Here is a 20,392-nt window from a genome sequence, read left to right as displayed (position 1 = left end):
TAAATAAGTTTCTCTAAATAAAGCAGTAAGAGTGAGAGAGATGCTTTATACGGCTGAAGGCGGCGCTCTCAACGATACCACGCCTGTAACAGACGAATGGTATCCTGCCCTCTCCGGACGCCACGAAAGCGTATAGAGCAGACAAGCAATAAACTGAAGGGATAGAAAGAAGAGACCGGCTCCGGTAGTCACCACATGGTTCAGCAAATGAATCAATTGAAATTCGACTGTGGTGTGACTATGGGGAGAATCTTTCTTAAACGGGTGCGAATGGACAATGGTCACCCCGTTCACTACATGTGAGTGGGTGAAGAGCGTGATACCTGCCATGTACGATATAAAGAGTACAGGCAAAAACCATCGCATTATGTTCTGACAGCATTGTTTCATCCGTTTAGTTTTGTGGCAAAGATAAGAAGTATTCCCTTACGGAACAATCCCTATTTATGGGGATAATAAGTGTAACACCGCTTCAAGGTAGATTGTTCACACATTTTCATCATTATTAATTAAGAAAATGTGATATAGGACATGAAAAAGAAAAAAGGACGGAAAGGACTCTATTGCAAGTATGGTCCATGCAAAGGGAAACAATGGGATGGCAAGTAGAACGGTGTCATACAACAGAAGGGCTGTGCTAAAAGCCTTTTCACCACAGGACTACACAGATAGCCACTGATTGTTGATATTGATAATCAGCGGCTTGAATCTCGTTCTGTGTCCTCTGTGTCCCCTGTGGTGAATTTTGTTTATTCCGAACGAAGCCAGGTCAGTTTGTGCCAAAGGCTTTCCAACGGTCCCTGCTTATGTCCTTTCAACCACCATTTGCAGAAGCGAACCTGCAAGAGGAAGAACAGAAAACCGATCAGCAAACTGACGGCATACCCGCAATAAGGCGCCAGATAGAGCGCAAACGGGAAATAGATAATGGCTCCGGCAATGGACTGGGAGATGTAGTTCGTCAGACTCATCTTACCGTAAAAGCGCAAGTCGGCAGTCAGCTTCTTGAACTTTTCCGTTTGGTATAACAATACGAACGAAGCAACCAGCACAATGGTGAAAGCAAACTTTTGCCACATATCCATCACCACACCCACCGTCTGGCGTATCATGTCCGGCTGACCGGCATCCGTCAATTGTACTTTCAACTGATAGAGAGGACCGAATAACACAGCACACCAGATCAGTGCTTTTACCCAAAAACGGGTCGTACTCTCCGAGGTGACAAATAATTGTTTCCGTCCGATCAGCATTCCCAGCAAAAACAGTCCGGCCGTTTGCAGGAAACGCCCTGCACCTATCGCCCAAAACAGGCTCGCCTTCTGCCCCAAGGTCACATTCCCCCAGATGAACTTCCAGAAATCTCCCTCTTTAGTATAGTCCGCCACTTCAGCATACATCTGCCCTACTCCTAAATCGGGTAAGGAATGGGACGGATTGACAAGGTTCATCACGTAGTGGTACCACTCCACGGGCTGCAACAGCAGGAAGACAGCCAGGATAAATACTGCCCGGTCACTCCATTTGCGGACAATAAACAGAAAGATACCGACCACACAAAACAGCAGCAGGACATCTCCCGCCGGAAAGAACGCTGCATTCAAGGTAGCAAAACCACCCAGCAGGAGCAGACGCCAGAGAAAACGGTAACCGAAATCTTTCCCTTTCTTCTGTTGATTGGCATATTGTATGTAGAACGTTAATCCGAAGAGCAGAGCGAAGATGGCATAGGCTTTTCCTGCGAACAGGGAAAACGTGACACTGAACACTCCTTCGTTGAGAATATTGAGCCACTCCGGCTGGGAAGCAACATCGGGATACACAGGAAAGATAAAATGTTCAAGGTTGTGAACCAGCAGGATCGCCATTACGGCAAAGCCGCGCAAGGCATCTACAACCTCGATACGGGGAGTTTTTGAAGCAATTGTTTGTCGCATGTTTTTTGTTGTTTTTAAGATACGGTTATTGAATAAGTGGCAAAAGTAATAAAATGAAGTGATAAATCATTCACTTCATACCTATATGTAAGTACGAAACTACATACATTATCTTTTTTTCGTCCTGAGAAACAGTACCGGAACAACGCACAGCAACGTGACAATAAAGGCAATGAAGAAATCGTCGTTGATGGCACTGATATATCCCTCCAGATCGATACGCTTCAGTACCAGCATTTCTGCCACTTCCTTGGCGGTATCGGGTGTGTTGACTCCCGTATGTTCTATGAAGCGGCTTAAAGAGTGAATAGTCTGGCGGTATACGTCTCCTGTATAGTTCAGGGCTTCGCTGTATCGCTGTGTATGAAAAGCCGTACGCTGCGTCAGCAGATGGCTGAAGATGGCCACCCCAAAACTTCCTCCCATCTGCCGGACAATATTGGTGATACTGGAGGCTTGTGCCATATCGCTGTTACGGATATTCACCAACGACAGAGTCAGCAACGGAGTGAAAAGCAAGCCCATACCCAACCCACGCAAATAGAGACTCAGCATAATATACCACTTTTCGGTCAGGAAAGAGAGGTAATAGTTCATATAGAAACTGACGGCCATCAACAGAATGCCCGACACAATAAAGACTTTGGGATTGATGCGCTGCATCAGTTTACCCGATAAAGGCGAAGCGACTCCCTGGATAATGCCCACAGGCATAAAAAACATACCGGCCTGCAAAGCAGAGTACCCCAGATTGTCCTGCAAATAAAGAGGAATGAGGAACGTACTGCCGAACATACCGATACCAAAGACAAACAGGATTAGGTTGGATAACGCAAAGTCCTTGTCAACAAACAGGCGCAGATTGATAAGCGGTGTCCTGACAGTGAACTCAAAGTAGAGAAACAAAATAAAGGTGACCACCGCAATCCACATAGCTCCGAGCACTACGGGGCTGTTCCATCCCATGGAGTTGGTGGACGAATTGACTTCGGAAAGCCCATACATAAAGACAGGCAGGAAAATGGCAGAAGTGATGAAACCGGGAATATCGAAGGGAACTTTGGTTCCTTTCACATGTTCCTTCTGTACAATGGCAGTTACGATCAAAGCGAGAATCCCTATCGGGATATTGACGTAAAAGATATAGTTCCAGTCCATGTAATCAACCAGGTATCCACCAATGGTAGGACCAAAAGAGACCGAAGCGGCGGAAGCGATAGACCAGAATCCCAATGCCGTCCCCCGTTGTTCGGGCGGAAATACATCGCTCACAATAGCCATACCGACGGGAAGGAGCATGCCACATCCAAAACCTTCGATCACCCGCCAGAAAATAAGTTCTTCGATAGTGGACGAACTTCCACACATGAAGGAGCCGGCTGTAAAGACAAGCAAGGATAAGAAATAGATCTTTTTATAACCGAAGCGTTCGGACAGCCATCCGGCGGCAGGCAGAATACTTGCCATCGAAAGCATGTATCCCGTCAGTACCCATTCGGCCACATTGATGTCCGCACCGAGCGTACCCATTATCACAGGCAGTCCGGTGTTGACAACAGTAGAGTCGAGCACCGCCATAAAGGTGCCTATCATAATGTTGCCCAGTACGATCCACTTATAAGAAGAACCTTCTTTCATTCTTTGATAATCTTCACGTTAGCAGACATCCCCGAAAGCAGGCGGAGATTTGCTTTCAATTTCTCTTTCCCTTCCACCCGGTCGATTGAGATTCTCAATGGAATTCTTTGGGCTACCTTCGTATAATTGCCGGAAGCATTATCGGGAGAAATCAGGGAAAACTCGGATGCAGCGTTGGCACCGATGTAGAAAATCTTTCCATAAAACGTCAGTCCGGGATAGGCGTCGAGGGTGAAAAGGGCCGATTGTCCCATACGGATCTCGTTAAATTTAGTCTCCTGCAAATAGACAGCCACCCAGAGTTCTTTACCTTCGTTCAGAGTGAAGATGTTTTCGCCCGGCTGCAACAAATCGCCGGGAACCACCCACTGTTTGGCTATCAGGCCATCTACCGGCGAAACGATCCGGTAATTCTCAGTCGCCGTACTGTCCAGCATGGCCAGTAACTCACCTCTCTTCACGCTGTCTCCTTCGTGTTTGAAGACCGCAGACAGCGGAGCCATCACACGGGCGGAAACGTTGACACGGCCGCCATCGAGATTTGCGTCTATCGTAGAGACGTATTTCCGATAGTTCCACCACCATACAATGGCAACGACAAAAGCGATGATAAGCAATATCACCAGCCAGATAAACTTTTTCTTATCAGAAGTATTCGATGTATTTGCAGCGTCCATAATTATTGGGATTAGAGTTACAAGGATGGAAACAAAATCCGCAAGAAAAGGTTTGGAAAGGGAAGAAAAAGGAATCGGATTCCACTGAAAAACTCACCACAGAAGGCGCAGAGTAACACAGAGTGATTTTTAAGTCATGGAGGTGCGTCGAAAGTCTTTTCACCACGGAGTAGCACAGAGTATTTACTATAGTAATCAACAACTTAGAATTATCTCTGTGTCACTCTGTGTCCTCTGTGGTAAAATTTGACATGCCCCCGGAACTCTCCGGTGGAATAACTTAGTATACTACCGTTGCTATCACCTGTATAAACAGGATCAGGAATACCATTGCAATCGGGTATACCGTTGCATAAGCTACACTCGGGATATTGCTGTCTACCATGGAATCGGCAGCGGCAAGCCCCGGTGTACTGGTCATGCCACCGGTTATGGTACCCAGCAAATCGAGCAGACTGATTTTAAACACCAGACGCCCAACGAACGCAGCGATCAACATCGGTACGAGGGTGATGGCTGCACCTACTCCGAACAGCAACAAACCGCTCTCCTGGAAAGTAGCAACCAGATTCTTACCGGCCGATGTGCCTACTTCGGCCAGGAAAAGCAACAATCCCAACTGACGGAGCAACTGGTTGGCAGGGCCTGACATAGACCAGAGGATAGGACCTGTTTTACCTACCGCGCTCAGCAGCAAAGCCACCATCAGCACACCACCAGTCAATCCCGGTGAGAAAGATAATCCTCCCGGGAACGAGATATTAAGCTTACCGAAAATAACTCCCAGCACAATACCCATGGCAATAGGGAAGAAATCGGTGTCGGACAGCTTCTTGGCATTGTTTCCCAGTAAACGGGCTACTCCTTTGATACCTTCCTTCTCGCCCACCACCATCAGTTTATCACCAAACTTCAGTGCCAGATCGGGTGACGGTGAAAGGTCGATGCCGCTTCGGCGAACACGGGTCACGGTACAGCCGAAATTCTTCATCAGGTTCAAGTCGCCCAGCTGTTTATTTATCATGTCCTTTTTGGTCAACAGCAACGATTCTATCTCCTGCGTGTTTTCCAATGGAAGTTCACCTTCTTCACGTTCACCCACCAGTACGGCCAGTTGGGTCAATGCTTCCTCGCTACCCACTGCCTGGATGTAGTCTCCTTCACGAAGCACTGTATGGGCTGTTGGGATGGATATCTGTTCCTGATGTTTCAGACGTGAAATAACGGCTCCTGTCATGGCACGTGCATTGATCTGCATCAGGCTGCGGCCAAATACGCTCGGATTCGTGATGCGGTAGATACAGGTCCCCAACTCCGGGAATTGTCCCCGGCGTTCTATCTCGAGGCGACGGGCCTCCTTGTCAAGATCAATACGCATAATCTTAGGCAACAGCTTCACGAACAGGATGACGCCAATCACACCGAACGGATAGGCAATACCATAAGCGATAGACGCCAATGGAGAATTGGTGCTGTCGATGGCAACAGCCAGACCCGGCGTACTGGTCAGCGCTCCGGCAACCAGACCTACCACACTGGGAGTATCTATATCGAAAGCATACTTCAAACCGATAGCCGTAAAGCAGGCCGAAGCAATGATAAGAAGTGTAATGATGATCAGCGTCTTCCCTTTACTACGGAAAGAATCGAAAAATCCCGGACCTGCCTGGATACCGATCGTAAAAATGAAAAGTACCAATCCGAAATTACCCAGTTCCTTTGGGATAATTACACCAAAATGCCCAAAAAGAAGGGCAATGAAGATGACCGCCGACACATCGAGCGATAGCCCCTTGATCTTGATTCTTCCCAACATGAAGCCTAACGCTACGATAAGGAAGAGCGAGAAATAAGAGGAGTGCAATAAGTCAGTAAACATAAATAAAAAGGTTAATTTTAGTTGTTAGTGGTGCAAAGGTACGTAAAAAACTGTTTTCGGTTATAGTAAAAGAAGAAGTAATTTCCAAGGTCTGCAAAGTATTTATAAACATAAAGATAGACATATGGGGTAGATCATTAACAAAAAGATGCAAAAGAAAATAATTCACTAACACGTACAACCGCAATAAGAGAGCAAAACAGAAGAAAATTCGGCAGAAGCGAACGGATTCCCCCCTTCCCAAGGCAGTATAAACAGGGTGAATTTACGGACTTCCGGGCAAAAACGGGTAAGGATAAACACAAAAGGGTTACGCCATCCGGCCGGGATGGCGTAACCCTCCGGCTAATATACCATAATGATACGGAGTGGAAGGTATTATCCAAGTGAGGAAAAGACATTGGAAAGATCTTTTCCTTCTATTTCACCTACTGTCCAAGTTATAGACAAATGATCAAATAGAAAGTAGAAATATAAAAGAAGACCCTTATTTACCAAAATGGATTCCAATTGCTATCGGATGGCAACCGGACGGATGTAATATCTGCCAATACAAAAAAGAGTGAAGCGATTTCCCTGCGTTTTTTTCCAAGGCCTCCGGACAGGAAGCCAAACAGAGGATTCTGACACGTTTTAAATATCAGATTGACAAATTGCTTTTCAAGAAGAACTGATTTTCTCAACACATACAATCTTCCCCTTCACAACAAGCCCCTTTATACTCAAACTCTAAAGTGACATGGCTGACACCGGCATGTGCCAGTTCGTTCTTGATCTTGTGCTTCACCTCTTCCATGCGGCGTAAATCGTTTATCACAATATGGGCAGTCAAGGCTGTCTCGGTAGTGCTCAACGCCCAGATGTGTAGATGATGGTATCCCTCTACCCCAGATTGTGCCAATATAACCTGTCCGATCCTCCCACTATCGATGCCTACAGGGACTCCATCAAGTGAGAGGCGAAGGCTGTCATGCAGCAAGCCCCAGGTTGATATAACAATTATAACAGCAATCACCAGACCGATAATCGGATCGACAATCGTCCAGCCGGTGTACATGATGACAATACCCGAAATGACTACTCCCACTGATACCAACGTATCGGCAGCCATGTGCAGATAAGCTCCCTTCACATTAAGATCCTTTTCTTTATCCTTCATAAAGAGCCAGGCTGTGATGGCGTTGATGACTACCCCTACCCCGGCTGTCCAAGCAATGGCAGCACCTTCAACGGGAACAGGATGAAATAATTTCTCCACACTTTCAGTGACGATAATACCGACAGCAACCAGAAGGATGACAGCATTGAGCAAAGATACCAATACCGTACTTTTTTTATAACCATACGTATAACGGCTGTTAGGGTGCACTTTTGCCAACCGGAAAGCGAGCATAGCCAACACAAGACTTGCCACATCGCCCAAATTGTGTCCGGCATCGGAGAGTAAACCCAAAGAATCATAATAGAAACCGATGCCGAACTCAACGAGGACAAACAAAATGTTCAGCGTAATGCCAATTATAAAAGACTTATTGAGCGACGTCAACTCATGGACGTGCTCATGATGATGTTCGTGAGAATGTACCATTATCGATAAGATATTTATCTACTTTTAAAACAGTCCGGCAGACAAATTAGTTCAATGAAATATCATACATAAAAGAGATCAGGTTGTCTGCCTCTTCACCGGCCGGTGCCTGTAGTAACACCAGAGACTTCAGTTCTTCAAGTTCAGCCTGGCAGACACAGAAATAAACATTCTGTGCCGGCAACTTCAGAAAGATCTTCCGGTTAGCATTCATTTTCCGGTTTGCCTTCTCACAATAAGATCCGTTGATTGATACAATATAATTGCGGAGACATTCAAGACCGGCCTCGGACAGACGAAAGAAGAGGTTGCCAAATTCCAGATGATACACTTTACAGTGGGCACAGTAGGTTATCATTCCATTACGGGTTTTGCTGATTAATTCCATCATAACTTCGAAATTTTAGTAATGGCACAAAAGTACGCAGAGCACTGTGGGAAGACAATACCTATTAATGCCTAATTATCAGGCAACCGGTAATCACATATAGGGAGCAAAGTTTATCGTACTATTATAGTATAAAGAGATCTCAATATTCAGAAGCGGTGGGATACTTCACCACCCTTACTGCGGTTTTCACCAAAACTTCCGCTACGACCATCCGCAATGCTACTCCTATTCTTACATGGAATATTATTGTCTTCAATAACTGAATTGTTTTCAGACAATAACATAACACTTAGATCACTTTTCAGAAGACTCATAACTACTACATGATATTTCAATTCTTCACCACACATATGATGACAATATACAAAATAGATAGCCAAGTAAAATTGTATTTCCTTGCTTGTATATACCATATTTTTACAGATCATAGCACAAACCAGCTTTTCGCTCTCTATTCGCTAACACATCTACTTATTAATAGGTACTGAAGCCAACCTTTTTCATTCTGTTTAGGTATTGTAACACCTTTTTAGTGCACCTACCTTTGCAAACAGTTATAAATAAAATAATATAGGAATGAAAAGAGAAGAAATTTCATATAAAAATTATTCCAAACTATTGATCAAACTAAGTCTTTTGGGAATCAGTTTCATTATAGTATCATGCAATAAAACAGATCTGGTCACAGATAATCCTAATAATGAATTGGATCAATTGCCACAAGAAAATGGAATCACAATTAAAACTATCACATATTCTCCTCAAATAACTCGTTCTTCGGGGGATGGAGTCAATGACTTAATAGGTTATGGATATAACTGTTTATATGCAACAGGAGATAATCCAAACGGAGCTGCTAATAAAGTTATCGATTTAAAAAGATTCGAGTCAGGTGTGGGAATAGATCCAATAACAGGTGAAAAAAAAATATTTCCAAAAGGTACTATAGAAGAATCCATGATGCATGGAGATGTCACAGCTACCGAAGTATTTGAGAAATCCAAAAAAGAGTTTAAAAAATCCATTTCCGCAAAAGGTAAACTAAAGCTAGGTTTTCTTCCGTGGGGAGGAATACAATTTTCTGCAGAGTACGACAGTAATTTTGAAACAAAAGATGAATATTCTTTTTATAAGATGGATATTATTCGAAATGTCCGTAGATTATACTTAAGTTCCTCAAGTATAGAACGTCTAAAATACTTCTTAACTGATGAATTTAGATATGCATTAAAGCATGCCAGCGGAAAAGAAATCATAAATGATTACGGTACACATGTACTTGTAGATTTCGTTTTAGGTGGAAAATTAAGTGTAGTAACATCAGCTATAGATCATTCTGATAATAAAGATGAACTCTTTAAGTTTTCAACCAAAATTTTTAAAATAATCAGTGCATCTACAGCCTCTTCAATAAGCAAAAGTAACTACTTAAAGAACACATCATTAACTATTCTCCAAGCAGGGGGATCAGAAATTCAGGCTGTAAAAAGATACATAGAAGAAGATGGGACAATCAACTCAGATATTTTCAATTACAAGGAATGGATAAAAAGTATTAATAAAAAGACATCTGTTTTAGTGGCTAGTGACACAAAGAAAATGATTGGTATTTGGGAACTTGTAGATGATCCTAAAATAAAAACCAAAATACTTGCTGAATTAGAAAAGAGAGGGAGTAATTTAGGTATAATAGGTAGTAAAAGCGGAGAGATAGTTACAGGCAAAAGTACACCTATGTATAAACTACAAAATGAAAAAACCGGAGAATTAGCAAAAGCTCCAAGTGACCAAGGTTATAAATTTCCTCTCTATTGCCAAGGTGAATATGGAAAAGAAATGTCAGCAATAGGATTCATGAGCTATCTTCTATCATATCGTGATTTCCAACCATATCAATCTGCCCCAGCCAGTCACGATGAAAAAAGTTGGAGTCTAAAATTCACTCCGGATGGTTATATAACAGTCTTAAACAAACATTTAAACAAATTTCTGTGTACAGATTATAAGTTTAGAACAATATCAGAAGACGATACAAATTCAAGATTATGGATTCCACGATATACTTTAAATATGTGGGATGACGATACAATACAATAAGAAGGACAAGCACTATTAATTAACATTTATATTTTTAACAATGAAAAAGAAATTATTTACACCGAGCACACTTCTCCTTTTGGGAATGTTATCTCTTTTTAGCGCATGTAATAACGATGATGATGGTACGAATAAGCCTCAGGATGTAGCCGGAAAATACGAAGGTTACTCAATAGGTAATTGTGCAATGTTTACTGACTACGTAATGGGAGAAAAGTCAGTAGTAACAATTGCGCCTAATGAGGATGGCACTATTAATATAAATTATGATTCCGGATCGGGTGAGTTTAAATTGAATAATATCAAAGTTACTTCCAAAACATTCGAGGGATCAGGCCAGGTAGAACTTTCTATGAACGATAAACCTGCTGGCACAAAGGATTTTACACTCACGGGAAGTGTAGATGATCAGAAAAAGCTAACCCTCAAAGTTAATGTACCAAGTGTGATGGGAGGGCTTGCCATTGAGTTTATCCAGGGAACACTACCTTTGTCATATCATGTTTCGGGCACTTACAGCAAAGAAGCCAATTTATCAGTCAGCGTCGGATCGACTACGTATCCGGATATTACAGACTGTAAAGTCAGCATGAAACGTTCATCTGACGATACTGTAGAGGTCACTCTTAAGGGACTCTCCAATTTGAATAAATCTGAAACAGGCAAAGGTATGAATTTAGGAGACTTCACTGTAACAGATGTTAAAGTTACCAGTGCAGACAATAGCACTTTCAAAATAGAGGGAAGTATTAGCGCTACTGATACCAACAACACCAAAATTACCGGAACTATTTCGGGTACGGTGACCAATAGTGAAGCTAACATTACTTTCACCTTCAAACCAGGTGCCATGCCAATTGATATTACTGCACAATTTAAAGGAAAGAAATAAAAAGATGAAAAAGGCGACTTTGTTTTGTTTAGCCATTACTCTGCTGGGAACGATACTCATATCGTTCTCAGCTTGTAATGGGATATTGAGTAACATCTATGACGAACCGGAAACTGCAAAGGATTTCGGTTTCATTGCAATAGACCGTGCCAATCACAGCGGTACAGTACGGGTGGACGCTACCCAATATACAAAGTGGAACTATATCAACCTGCACAGCCTGCAGATTGACTCGGCCAAGGTTACCGTAGAAGGTGCGGATGATCCGGCCGCATGGGATCTTGCCATTCATCGATACGATGTAAAGACCAATGGCGGTGAAGTGCTTGAAACCGAATACCAAAGCCTGAATGCACTGAAAAACGCAGGCAGCATGCCTCAAGGTACCTTTGTCGCCGACGAATGGACCACGAACAAAATAGCTGTCGATGTTTCACACATGATGGAAGATGACGGATACCTGATCTACGCCCCATCGGACTACAATCCGGAACTTTCGAAATGGCTCAACATCGATACCAGTGAAATGCCCCCCATTTACACTCCGTCCAACAAAGTATATCTGCTCAAGATGAAAGACGGCACAATGGCTGCCATCCGCTTGGTGAGTTATATGAATGCTGCGGGCACAAAGGGATACATGACTTTTGACTACCTCTACCCATACGAACCATAATACTCTGATAAAGACAAATAAAAATAGATATGCAAAGACTACTAAAATCGGCATATTGCCTCTTCGCAGCCCTCTTGTTGACGACAGCAGCTGCCGCACAACATAAAATAACCGGTAAAGTGATCGATACCAACAAAGAATCACTGGTAGGCGCTACCATTACTCTAAAAGAAAAACCATCCGTCGGTACCACTACCGATACGGAAGGACACTACACCCTGGCACTGCCTGACCAGAAGGAGTACACTATTCAAGTCTCCTTCGTCGGATATGTAACCACTACAAAGAAAACAACGGCCGCCCGGCAAGGCCGTCTCGACTTCATCCTGAAAGAAGATCAGATGGATCTGGGTACCGTAGTTATCACCGGAACACGTACTCCGAAACTGCTGAAAGACGCTCCGATCATCACCCGGGTAATTACAGCCAGCGATCTGAAAAAAGTGGACGCAACCAACATCGGGCAATTGCTTCAAGTGGAACTGCCGGGTATTGAGTTTTCTTATTCAATGGATCAACAGGTAAAGCTCAATATGCAGGGATTCGGCGGAAATGCCGTCCTCTTTCTGGTAGACGGCGAACGCCTGGCTGGAGAAACACTGGATAATATAGACTACAACCGCCTCAACCTGGACAATGTAGAACGAGTGGAGATAGTAAAAGGCGCGGCCTCTACGCTGTATGGCTCGAGTGCCATTGGAGGGGTAATCAATATCATCACCAAGGCTTCGGACGATCCGTGGAACCTGAACCTCAATACTCGTTTCGGAGTACATAACGATCAGCGACATGGAGGTACAGTAGGGTTCAATGCCGGCAAGTTCTACAGCCAGACTAACGTACAATATACCAACATAGACTCCATCCACGTAAAACGGGGAGACTATACAACCATTAGGGGCAACAAGACCTGGAACGTAAAGGAACGCCTGATGTTCACCCCGAACGAACAGCTACGGCTGACGGCGCGTGCCGGTTATTATTTCCGCGAACGGGATGCCTCCTCAGAGACCAAGAACCGCTATCGCGGATTCAGTGGCGGTCTGAAAGGGAATTATGACTTCAACACGAAAAGCAATCTGGAGTTGGCTTATACATTCGACCAGTATGACAAGAGCGACTATCTGGTATCGTACAAAAATGATATCCGCGACTACAGCAATGTGCAACATAGTGTACGCGCCCTTTACAATTATACTTTCAACGATAAAAATACGCTGACGGTCGGAGGCGACTATTTGAGGGACTACCTGATGTCGTACCAATTCAAGGAGAGCGGTGATTATACGATGCATTCCGCCGATGCTTTCGGGCAGTTTGACTGGAACCCGACAGAGCATTTCAACGTAATTGCCGGATTGCGATTCGACTACTTCTCCGAATCGGACGTGCGCCATTTCTCACCCCATCTGGGATTGATGTACAAGATAGGCAACTGTTCGCTGAGGGGCTCTTATGCGCAAGGATTCCGTTCGCCAACTTTGAAGGAGATGCACATGAATTTCTACATGGCAAACACCATGATGATTTACGGTAACCCGGATCTCGACCCGGAAACCAGCCATAACTTCTCGCTCTCGGGAGAATACACCAAAAACCGTTATAATTTTACGCTGACAGGATATTATAACATGGTGCGCGACCGCATCGAGTACACCTCTTTCAGAGATACCGACGGAATGATCGCACAAAAGTATATCAATACTCCACGGGTAGACATTGCCGGAATCGATGCCAATGCTTCCGCCAAATATCCTTGCGGCATAGGTGCACGCATCTCGTACACGTACATCCACGAGTTCATGCGTAACGGACAAACGAAACTCAGTTCTACCCGCCCCCACTCGGCTACGGTACGGCTGGAATACGGCAAGACGTGGGATCATTATGACTTCAATCTGTCACTGGACGGACGGGCTTTGTCACAGGTGAAAACCAACCAATACACCTCCAATGATCCGAATGCAGGGACGGAAAAAGTAACTTATCCGGGATATACCATGTGGAACCTGATCCTCACACAAAGAGTATGGAAGGGAATCAATGTGAATATGGCTGTCAACAACCTGTTCAACTATCGCCCCGATTATTATTACGCCAATTCGCCCTATACAACGGGAACCAACTTTTCCGTAGGGTTATCGCTGGACATCGATCAGATGTTCAGAAAATAGCGGAAGAGGCTAAGTCAGCCGGTATCTCCGATCGTACGATCGGCATATAATAAGAACGAAATAAACCAAAGAACAAGAAGCAATATGAAAAAGAAACAAATCATCACAGCCTGTTGCGTGGCCGCGGCAATACTCGTCGGAGTATTTGTCTGGCGGACCTGTTTCAGTGCCACGAAGATTGCCTTTGTCAATTTCCAGACCATCAATCTGGGAAATATTTCAAAGGCGAACGACAACTCGTTTGTCAAACTAAGAGAAGTCTCTACGGATCACCTGGACGAACTGACGAACTACGATATGGTGTTCGTCAACGGTATGGGATTGCGCATCGTCGAAGAGCAGCGCCAACTGATACAACGGGCAGCCGACAAAGGCGTACCGGTGTACACCTCCATGGCAACCAACCCCGCAAACAATATCTGCAACCTCGATTCGGTACAGATGAAACAGATACGCCAATATCTTACCCATGCCGGAAAGGTAAACTACCGGAATCTGCTTTCGTATGTCCGCAAAGAGATTGACGGCAAGCTGATCTCGGCACCTGCACCGGAAGCACCGGTAGAGAAACCGACCGATCTTCTCTACCACGCCGGAGTGAAAAATCCGGATGACGAAATGGAATTCCTAAACGTGTCCGATTATGAAAAGTTTCTCCGCGAAAACGGACTCTATAAAGAGGGGGCACGCAAGATTGTGATCACCGGACAGATGGCGGATGCCACGGAACTGATTAAAGCACTCGAAGAGGCGGGACACAACGTGTATCCGGTCTCTTCTTTCACCCGGTTCATGGAGTTCGTCCGTGAAATCGGACCGGATGCCGTTATCAACATGGCACACGGACGTATGGGCGACGCCATGGTGGAATATCTGAAAGAGCACAACATTCCTCTCTTCGCCCCGCTCACCATCAACAGTCTGGTGGAAGACTGGGAAAACGACCCGATGGGTATGTCCGGCGGGTTTCTTTCGCAAAGCGTAGTGACACCGGAAATTGACGGTGCCATCCGCCCGTTCGCCCTCTTTGCCCAATACAAAGATGACGAAGGATTGCAACATTCATTTGCTGTTCCCGAACGGTTGGAAACGTTCGTAAGCACAGTGAACAACTACCTTTCCCTGAAAACAAAACCCAACAGCGAGAAGCACATAGTCATCGTCTACTATAAAGGTCCCGGACAGAATGCGCTGACAGCAAGCGGAATGGAAGTAGGCCCCTCGCTCTACAACCTGCTGTTGAGGATGAAGAAAGAAGGTTACCGGGTGGAAAACCTCCCTGCCAATGCCAAGGACCTGGAGAAAATGATCCAGGCACAGGGAGCCGTATTCGGCATGTATGCAGAGGGAGCTTTTGATGAATTTATGAAAACCGGTAACCCCGAACTGGTGACCAAAGAGCAATACGAAAGCTGGGTGAAAGCATCGCTCCGTCCCGAAAAATACGCTGAAGTGGTAGCTGCCAACGGTGAGTTCCCCGGCCAATACATGACTACGTCCGACGGACGTCTGGGCATCGCACGGTTGCAGTTCGGCAACGTAGTACTGATGCCGCAGGTGGCAGCCGGCAGCGGAGATAATGCCTTCCAGGTGGTGCATGGCACCAATGCTGCACCTCCCCACACTTACATCGCTTCGTACCTCTGGATGCAGCACGGGTTCAAGGCAGATGCGATGATTCACTTCGGTACGCACGGAAGCCTTGAATTCACTCCACGGAAACAGGTGGCGCTGTGCAGCAACGACTGGCCCGACCGCCTTGTGGGAACTCTTCCGCACCTTTACATTTATTCCATCGGCAACGTGGGAGAAGGCATGATAGCCAAACGCCGTTCGTATGCCACCCTGCAATCTTACCTCACGCCTCCTTTCCTCGAAAGTAGCGTACGGGGTATCTACCGTGACCTGATGGAGAAAATCAAGATTTACAATAATGCCACCGGATCAAAAGAGAAGCAGTCGCTTGCCGTGAAAGCACTCACCGTGAAACTGGGCATTCACCGTGAACTGGGACTGGACAGCTTACTGACCCGCCCATACAGCGAGGATGAAGTGGCACGTGTGGAGAACTTCGCCGAAGAACTGGCCACGGAAAAAATCACCGGACAGCTTTATACAATGGGTATACCCTATGAAGCGGAGCGTATCACTTCTTCCGTACTTGCCATGGCAACCGAGCCGATAGCTTACAGCCTCCTGTCACTCGACAAACAACGTGGCAAAGCGACAGCCGATGTAGAGAAGCACCGCTCCCTCTTTACGCAGCGTTACCTAAATCCGGCCCGTGCTTTGGTAGAAAAACTGATAAGCAACCCTGCACTGGCAACAGACGAACTGATCTGCCGTACAGCCGGTGTCAGCCCCGAAGAACTGGCGAAAGCACGCGAAATAGAAGCTTCACGCAATGCTCCGAAAGGAATGATGGCGATGATGATGGCTGCCGCTGCCAAAAACAAGGCAGAGGACAAGACCGGAAAGGCAACACATAAGATGCTGGAAGCCATGAAGGAGAAAATGAAAGAGATGGGTGCTCACATGGATTCGTCCAAGGCCATGGAAATGGCAAAGAAAATGGGTGCCAGTCCGGAAGCCCTGAAGAAGATGGAAGCAAAGATGAATCCTCAAAAAGTGGGAAAGAAACCTGCCCAAAAAGAATACAGCAAAGAGGAAATCAACTTCGCCCTTGCCTTGACGGAGGTGGAACGCACCATCCGAAACGTGGGTAACTATAAGACAGAGTTGGCCGACAGTCCCGAGAAAGAGCTCGCCAGCCTGGTCAATGCCCTGAATGGCGGATACACTGCGCCTTCACCCGGTGGTGATCCGATTGCAAACCCCAACACTCTGCCTACAGGACGCAACATGTACGCCATCAACGCAGAAGCCACTCCTTCGGAGTCGGCCTGGGAAAAAGGAGTGGCACTGGCCAAACAAACCATCGAAACTTACCGAAGCCGTCATAACGACAGCATTCCCCGTAAAGTCAGCTACACACTCTGGTCTGCCGAATTCATTGAAACGGGAGGAGCTACCATCGCACAGGTATTGTATATGCTCGGTGTAGAGCCGGTTCGTGACGCCTTCGGGCGTGTCAGTGACTTGAAGCTGATTCCATCGGCCGAATTGGGGCGCCCCCGTATCGACGTAGTGGTACAGACATCGGGACAGCTCCGTGATATTGCAGCATCCCGCCTTTTCCTGATCAACCGTGCGGTAGAGATGGCCGCGGCTGCCAAAGACGACAAATATGAAAACCAGGTAGCGGCAAGTGTGGTAGAAGCCGAACGGGCACTGACCGAGAAAGGGGTAAGCCCGAAGGATGCCCGTGAGATGGCTGCTTTCCGTGTGTTCGGCGGTGCCAACGGAATGTACGGCACAGGTATCCAGGAGATGGTCGAATCCGGTGACCGCTGGGAAAATGAATCAGAAATAGCCGCCACTTACCTTAATAATATGGGTGCTTACTACGGTAGCGAAAAGAACTGGGAGGCCTTCCGGAAATATGCTTTTGAAGCCGCACTGACCCGTACGGATGTAGTGGTTCAGCCTCGTCAGAGCAATACATGGGGGGCACTGAGTCTCGACCACGTATACGAGTTTATGGGAGGCATGAACCTTGCCGTACGCAACGTGACCGGCAAGGACCCCGACGCTTACCTGAGCGATTATCGCAACCGTAACCACATGCGCATGCAAGAAGTCAAAGAGGCTGTCGGTGTAGAAAGCCGCACCACCATCCTCAACCCCGCTTACATTAAAGAGAAGATGAAAGGCGGTTCTTCCTCTGCCGCCGAGTTTGCCGAAACTGTAACCAATACATATGGCTGGAACGTGATGAAACCTGCCGCCATCGACAAAGAACTTTGGGACAACATTTACAATGTATACGTAAAAGACGAATACAATCTGAACGTGAAAGAGTTCTTCGAAACACAAAGTCCCGCCGCCCTTGAAGAGATGACTGCCGTCATGCTCGAAAGTGCCCGCAAAGGTCTGTGGAAAGCAAGCGCCGAGCAGGTTGCCGAACTGGCAAAACTCCATACCGAAACGGTAAACAAGTATCGTCCGTCGTGCTCGGGTTTTGTATGCGACAATGCCAAACTGCGCGAATACATCGCTTCCAAGTCGGATGCTCCGGCTGCCGCACAGTACAAGGAAAACATCACCAGGATACGTGAAGCAAAAGCTTCGGGCGATGCCAAAGGAATGGTGATGAAGAAAGAAGAGATAAACCGGACACCGGAAGAACAAAAGACAACCCTGAGCAACATTGCCGTGGGTGCAGCCGTAGTAGTGGTGATACTGGCACTCGTACTCTTTGTCCGCAAACGTCGTAAAACATCAGAATAATCAGGAGTATGGATACAGTCGTACTTGTATTAATGCTGTTAATAGCATTCAACTTTCTGCTGAAACAGACTTTCTGGAAAGCAGTGGCGGTAGGCATCATCGCTGCCGTTGCCGCCCTGTTTGCGGGACTGATGTGGCCGTATGCCATCGAGCAGTCGAAAACACAGATTGCCGACTGGCTGGGCAACACCGCCCTGATGCTGGACACTTCCGTTTTACTGACTATCGAGGTCAGCCTCCAGATGGCCTATGCCATGCTGGCGGTACACGTTGCCAGTGCCTATCCGGTAAAGCCCCGCACGCTGCTCACCTACCGATTCCTGAGATGGTTTCCGGGACTGCTTATCTTCCCGGTATTATTCAGCGGGCTGGTCTATCTTATCTTTGCTTTCCCGGGGACACCATTCACCACCGTGGCGTGGGGGTATGCCGCTTGTGTGTTAATAGCCATCCCCGTGGGACGCCGGGTGCTGCTCTATCTCCTTCCGGAGAAAGAACTGCGGTTGGAACTCTTCTTCCTCACTAACGCATTGGTAGCCATCCTGGGGATTGTCGCTACCGTGAACGGACGGACTTCCGTAGCCGGAGTCAGTGAAGTGAACTGGGGAGCACTGGCCGGCGTCGGAGGAATAACCGTCATCGGCAGCGCCATCGGACTCGGATGGTGGAGACTGAAGAAAAAAAGTAATCAATCATAAAAACAACAGGTAAATCAACTTTTTAAAACTGATCGACAATGAATATCATATCAGACATTTTATATTGGATTTCTACAGGACTGCTCGTTCCTGTTATCGTATTGCTTATCGTATTATTCGGCCGTGCACTTCTGTTGGTCGGCAGTTTCTACGGACAGTATCTTTCGATACGCAAGACAGAGGCACTGCTCCGCAACGAACTGAACGCACTCACTCCTGCCACTGTTACTGAACTGGCAGCCAAATTGCCGGAGAAATCATCATCCCTCGTCATATCCTATATCCGCCAGGTACTCGAAGCACACGATAGTCCGGCACAGGTACAACGCCTGCTCGCCAACTTCGAGATTGCAGCCGACAAAGACCTCGCCATTTCTAAAACACTGACCAAGCTCGGCCCTATCCTCGGACTGATGGGCACACTTATTCCGATGGGTCCCGCCCTTGCCGGACTGGCAAGCGGTGACATCGCTTCGATGGCCTATAACATGCAGATCGCTTTTGCCACTACCGTTGTCGGACTGGTAGCTGGAGCCGTAGGGTTCCTCACTCAACAGGTGAAACAGCGCTGGTATCTTCAGGATATGACCAATCTGGAGTTTCTTTCCGAATTGTTGAACGAAAAACGTGCGGCCCGATGAAACGAAACCTGCTCAGAAAAGAAGAAGATGCCGACCCGATCAGCGTCGTATCGAACCTGTTCGATGTAGCCATGGTATTTGCCGTAGCCTTGATGGTAGCTCTTGTCAGCCGCTACAACATGACCGAAGTGTTCTCTCAGGAAGACTACACCATGGTGAAAAACCCCGGAAAAGAGAATATGGAAATCATCACCAAAGAAGGACAGAAGATCAACCGTTATACTCCTTCGGAAGACCAGCAGAAAAGCGGCAAGAAGGGAAAGAAGGTAGGTATTGCCTATGAATTGGATAACGGGGAAATCATCTACGTCCCGGAAGAATAAGTACTCTCGACAGGACTGTCCCCCGAAAGTTGGCAAACAGCGTATAAAAGGGCATGTCAAGAGTCTGTTTCACCACAGATCAGCAAATCACACAGAGATGCGGTTTACAGATAATCCAAGCAATTATCTTCTCTGTGTAGCCTGCTGTTCTGTGGTGAACTGCTGATATACCCATCCGGCACTCTGCAGACGGGAATTTCAGTATCCGGTTGTCGGCCGGCAAACAAAAGACCTGAACCTTTTTGCCCTCAAACGTTTAAGTCTTTTCAGTGAAACACTTAAGCATTCTCAGCGAAACGTTTAAGTCTTTTCAGAAAACGTTTAAGTCTTTTTCGGAAAACGTTTAAGTCTTTTTCGGAAACTCTTAAATCTTTTTCTCCCCCCACGAATCAAAAGCCCAATGCTGTCTCACGGCTCTGAATAACAACCGG

15 protein-coding genes are annotated in these 20,392 nt (G+C 46.3%); 8 read left to right on the top strand and 7 right to left on the bottom strand.

The window, feature by feature from the left end; all coding sequences use genetic code 11:
* Positions 1-45 precede the first annotated feature (45 nt).
* From ISX59_RS11075 to ISX59_RS11045, 7 genes are all read right to left on the bottom strand, one after another.
* On the bottom strand, positions 46-366 hold the full coding sequence (locus ISX59_RS11075; protein ID WP_005820610.1) for a hypothetical protein: 321 nt from the start codon (positions 364-366) through the stop codon (positions 46-48).
* A 383-nt stretch (positions 367-749) separates the two neighbouring features.
* Entirely contained in the window at positions 750-1,937 is a 1,188-nt protein-coding gene (locus ISX59_RS11070) for a DUF418 domain-containing protein (protein WP_044300259.1), read from the bottom strand.
* A 108-nt stretch (positions 1,938-2,045) separates the two neighbouring features.
* On the bottom strand, positions 2,046-3,575 hold the full coding sequence (locus tag ISX59_RS11065) for a DHA2 family efflux MFS transporter permease subunit (RefSeq protein ID WP_220575917.1): 1,530 nt from the start codon (positions 3,573-3,575) through the stop codon (positions 2,046-2,048).
* On the bottom strand, positions 3,572-4,252 hold the full coding sequence (locus tag ISX59_RS11060) for an HlyD family secretion protein (RefSeq protein ID WP_220575916.1): 681 nt from the start codon (positions 4,250-4,252) through the stop codon (positions 3,572-3,574). The genes ISX59_RS11065 and ISX59_RS11060 overlap by 4 nt, the downstream gene beginning before the upstream one ends.
* A 280-nt stretch (positions 4,253-4,532) precedes the next feature.
* On the bottom strand, positions 4,533-6,131 hold the full coding sequence (locus ISX59_RS11055; RefSeq protein ID WP_005778385.1) for an aspartate:alanine exchanger family transporter: 1,599 nt from the start codon (positions 6,129-6,131) through the stop codon (positions 4,533-4,535).
* 679 nt (positions 6,132-6,810) lie between these two features.
* Positions 6,811-7,719, bottom strand: coding sequence for a cation diffusion facilitator family transporter (locus ISX59_RS11050; protein WP_005806688.1), 909 nt, complete (start codon positions 7,717-7,719; stop codon positions 6,811-6,813).
* 46 nt (positions 7,720-7,765) lie between these two features.
* Positions 7,766-8,110 (bottom strand): DUF6686 family protein, encoded by a 345-nt coding sequence (locus ISX59_RS11045; protein WP_005806689.1) that lies wholly within the window; start codon positions 8,108-8,110, stop codon positions 7,766-7,768.
* A gap of 576 nt (positions 8,111-8,686) precedes the next feature.
* Here ISX59_RS11045 and ISX59_RS11040 point away from each other — a divergent pair.
* From ISX59_RS11040 to ISX59_RS11005, 8 genes are all read left to right on the top strand, one after another.
* On the top strand, positions 8,687-10,207 hold the full coding sequence (locus ISX59_RS11040; RefSeq protein WP_005806692.1) for an MAC/perforin domain-containing protein: 1,521 nt from the start codon (positions 8,687-8,689) through the stop codon (positions 10,205-10,207).
* Between the two features lie 40 nt (positions 10,208-10,247).
* Complete coding sequence (locus ISX59_RS11035) at positions 10,248-11,099, top strand: calycin-like domain-containing protein (protein WP_005806694.1); 852 nt, start codon at positions 10,248-10,250, stop codon at positions 11,097-11,099.
* Between the two features lie 4 nt (positions 11,100-11,103).
* A complete protein-coding gene (locus ISX59_RS11030; protein ID WP_005806696.1) occupies positions 11,104-11,775 on the top strand; it encodes an HmuY family protein in 672 nt (223 codons plus the stop codon).
* A 29-nt stretch (positions 11,776-11,804) separates the two neighbouring features.
* Complete coding sequence (locus ISX59_RS11025) at positions 11,805-13,949, top strand: TonB-dependent receptor (protein WP_032537031.1); 2,145 nt, start codon at positions 11,805-11,807, stop codon at positions 13,947-13,949.
* Between the two features lie 84 nt (positions 13,950-14,033).
* On the top strand, positions 14,034-18,299 hold the full coding sequence (locus ISX59_RS11020) for a cobaltochelatase subunit CobN (protein ID WP_220575915.1): 4,266 nt from the start codon (positions 14,034-14,036) through the stop codon (positions 18,297-18,299).
* Between the two features lie 8 nt (positions 18,300-18,307).
* Entirely contained in the window at positions 18,308-18,997 is a 690-nt protein-coding gene (locus tag ISX59_RS11015) for a hypothetical protein (protein ID WP_032540478.1), read from the top strand.
* A 38-nt stretch (positions 18,998-19,035) separates the two neighbouring features.
* A complete protein-coding gene (locus ISX59_RS11010; protein ID WP_005778404.1) occupies positions 19,036-19,638 on the top strand; it encodes a MotA/TolQ/ExbB proton channel family protein in 603 nt (200 codons plus the stop codon).
* Positions 19,635-19,961, top strand: coding sequence for a DUF2149 domain-containing protein (locus ISX59_RS11005; RefSeq protein WP_005778408.1), 327 nt, complete (start codon positions 19,635-19,637; stop codon positions 19,959-19,961). The genes ISX59_RS11010 and ISX59_RS11005 overlap by 4 nt, the downstream gene beginning before the upstream one ends.
* Positions 19,962-20,392 lie beyond the last annotated feature (431 nt).

It is taken from the genome of Bacteroides sp. FSHCM14E1 (assembly GCF_019633785.1).
In the GTDB taxonomy this organism is placed as follows: Bacteria; Bacteroidota; Bacteroidia; order Bacteroidales; family Bacteroidaceae; genus Bacteroides; species Bacteroides hominis.
This window is presented reverse-complemented; position numbering and strand designations above follow the sequence as displayed.

Excerpts from the sequence above, each read along its gene's own strand:
- ISX59_RS11010 (WP_005778404.1), top strand. The coding sequence starts at position 19,036 with ATGAATATCATATCAGACATTTTATATTGGATTTCTACAGGACTGCTC.
- ISX59_RS11050 (WP_005806688.1), bottom strand. The coding sequence starts at position 7,719 with ATGGTACATTCTCACGAACATCATCATGAGCACGTCCATGAGTTGACG.
- ISX59_RS11030 (WP_005806696.1), top strand. The coding sequence starts at position 11,104 with ATGAAAAAGGCGACTTTGTTTTGTTTAGCCATTACTCTGCTGGGAACG.
- ISX59_RS11070 (WP_044300259.1), bottom strand. The coding sequence starts at position 1,937 with ATGCGACAAACAATTGCTTCAAAAACTCCCCGTATCGAGGTTGTAGAT.
- ISX59_RS11015 (WP_032540478.1), top strand. The coding sequence starts at position 18,308 with ATGGATACAGTCGTACTTGTATTAATGCTGTTAATAGCATTCAACTTT.
- ISX59_RS11065 (WP_220575917.1), bottom strand. The coding sequence starts at position 3,575 with ATGAAAGAAGGTTCTTCTTATAAGTGGATCGTACTGGGCAACATTATG.
- ISX59_RS11035 (WP_005806694.1), top strand. The coding sequence starts at position 10,248 with ATGAAAAAGAAATTATTTACACCGAGCACACTTCTCCTTTTGGGAATG.
- ISX59_RS11045 (WP_005806689.1), bottom strand. The coding sequence starts at position 8,110 with ATGATGGAATTAATCAGCAAAACCCGTAATGGAATGATAACCTACTGT.
- ISX59_RS11060 (WP_220575916.1), bottom strand. The coding sequence starts at position 4,252 with ATGGACGCTGCAAATACATCGAATACTTCTGATAAGAAAAAGTTTATC.
- ISX59_RS11055 (WP_005778385.1), bottom strand. The coding sequence starts at position 6,131 with ATGTTTACTGACTTATTGCACTCCTCTTATTTCTCGCTCTTCCTTATC.
- ISX59_RS11020 (WP_220575915.1), top strand. The coding sequence starts at position 14,034 with ATGAAAAAGAAACAAATCATCACAGCCTGTTGCGTGGCCGCGGCAATA.
- ISX59_RS11040 (WP_005806692.1), top strand. The coding sequence starts at position 8,687 with ATGAAAAGAGAAGAAATTTCATATAAAAATTATTCCAAACTATTGATC.
- ISX59_RS11005 (WP_005778408.1), top strand. The coding sequence starts at position 19,635 with ATGAAACGAAACCTGCTCAGAAAAGAAGAAGATGCCGACCCGATCAGC.
- ISX59_RS11025 (WP_032537031.1), top strand. The coding sequence starts at position 11,805 with ATGCAAAGACTACTAAAATCGGCATATTGCCTCTTCGCAGCCCTCTTG.
- ISX59_RS11075 (WP_005820610.1), bottom strand. The coding sequence starts at position 366 with ATGCGATGGTTTTTGCCTGTACTCTTTATATCGTACATGGCAGGTATC.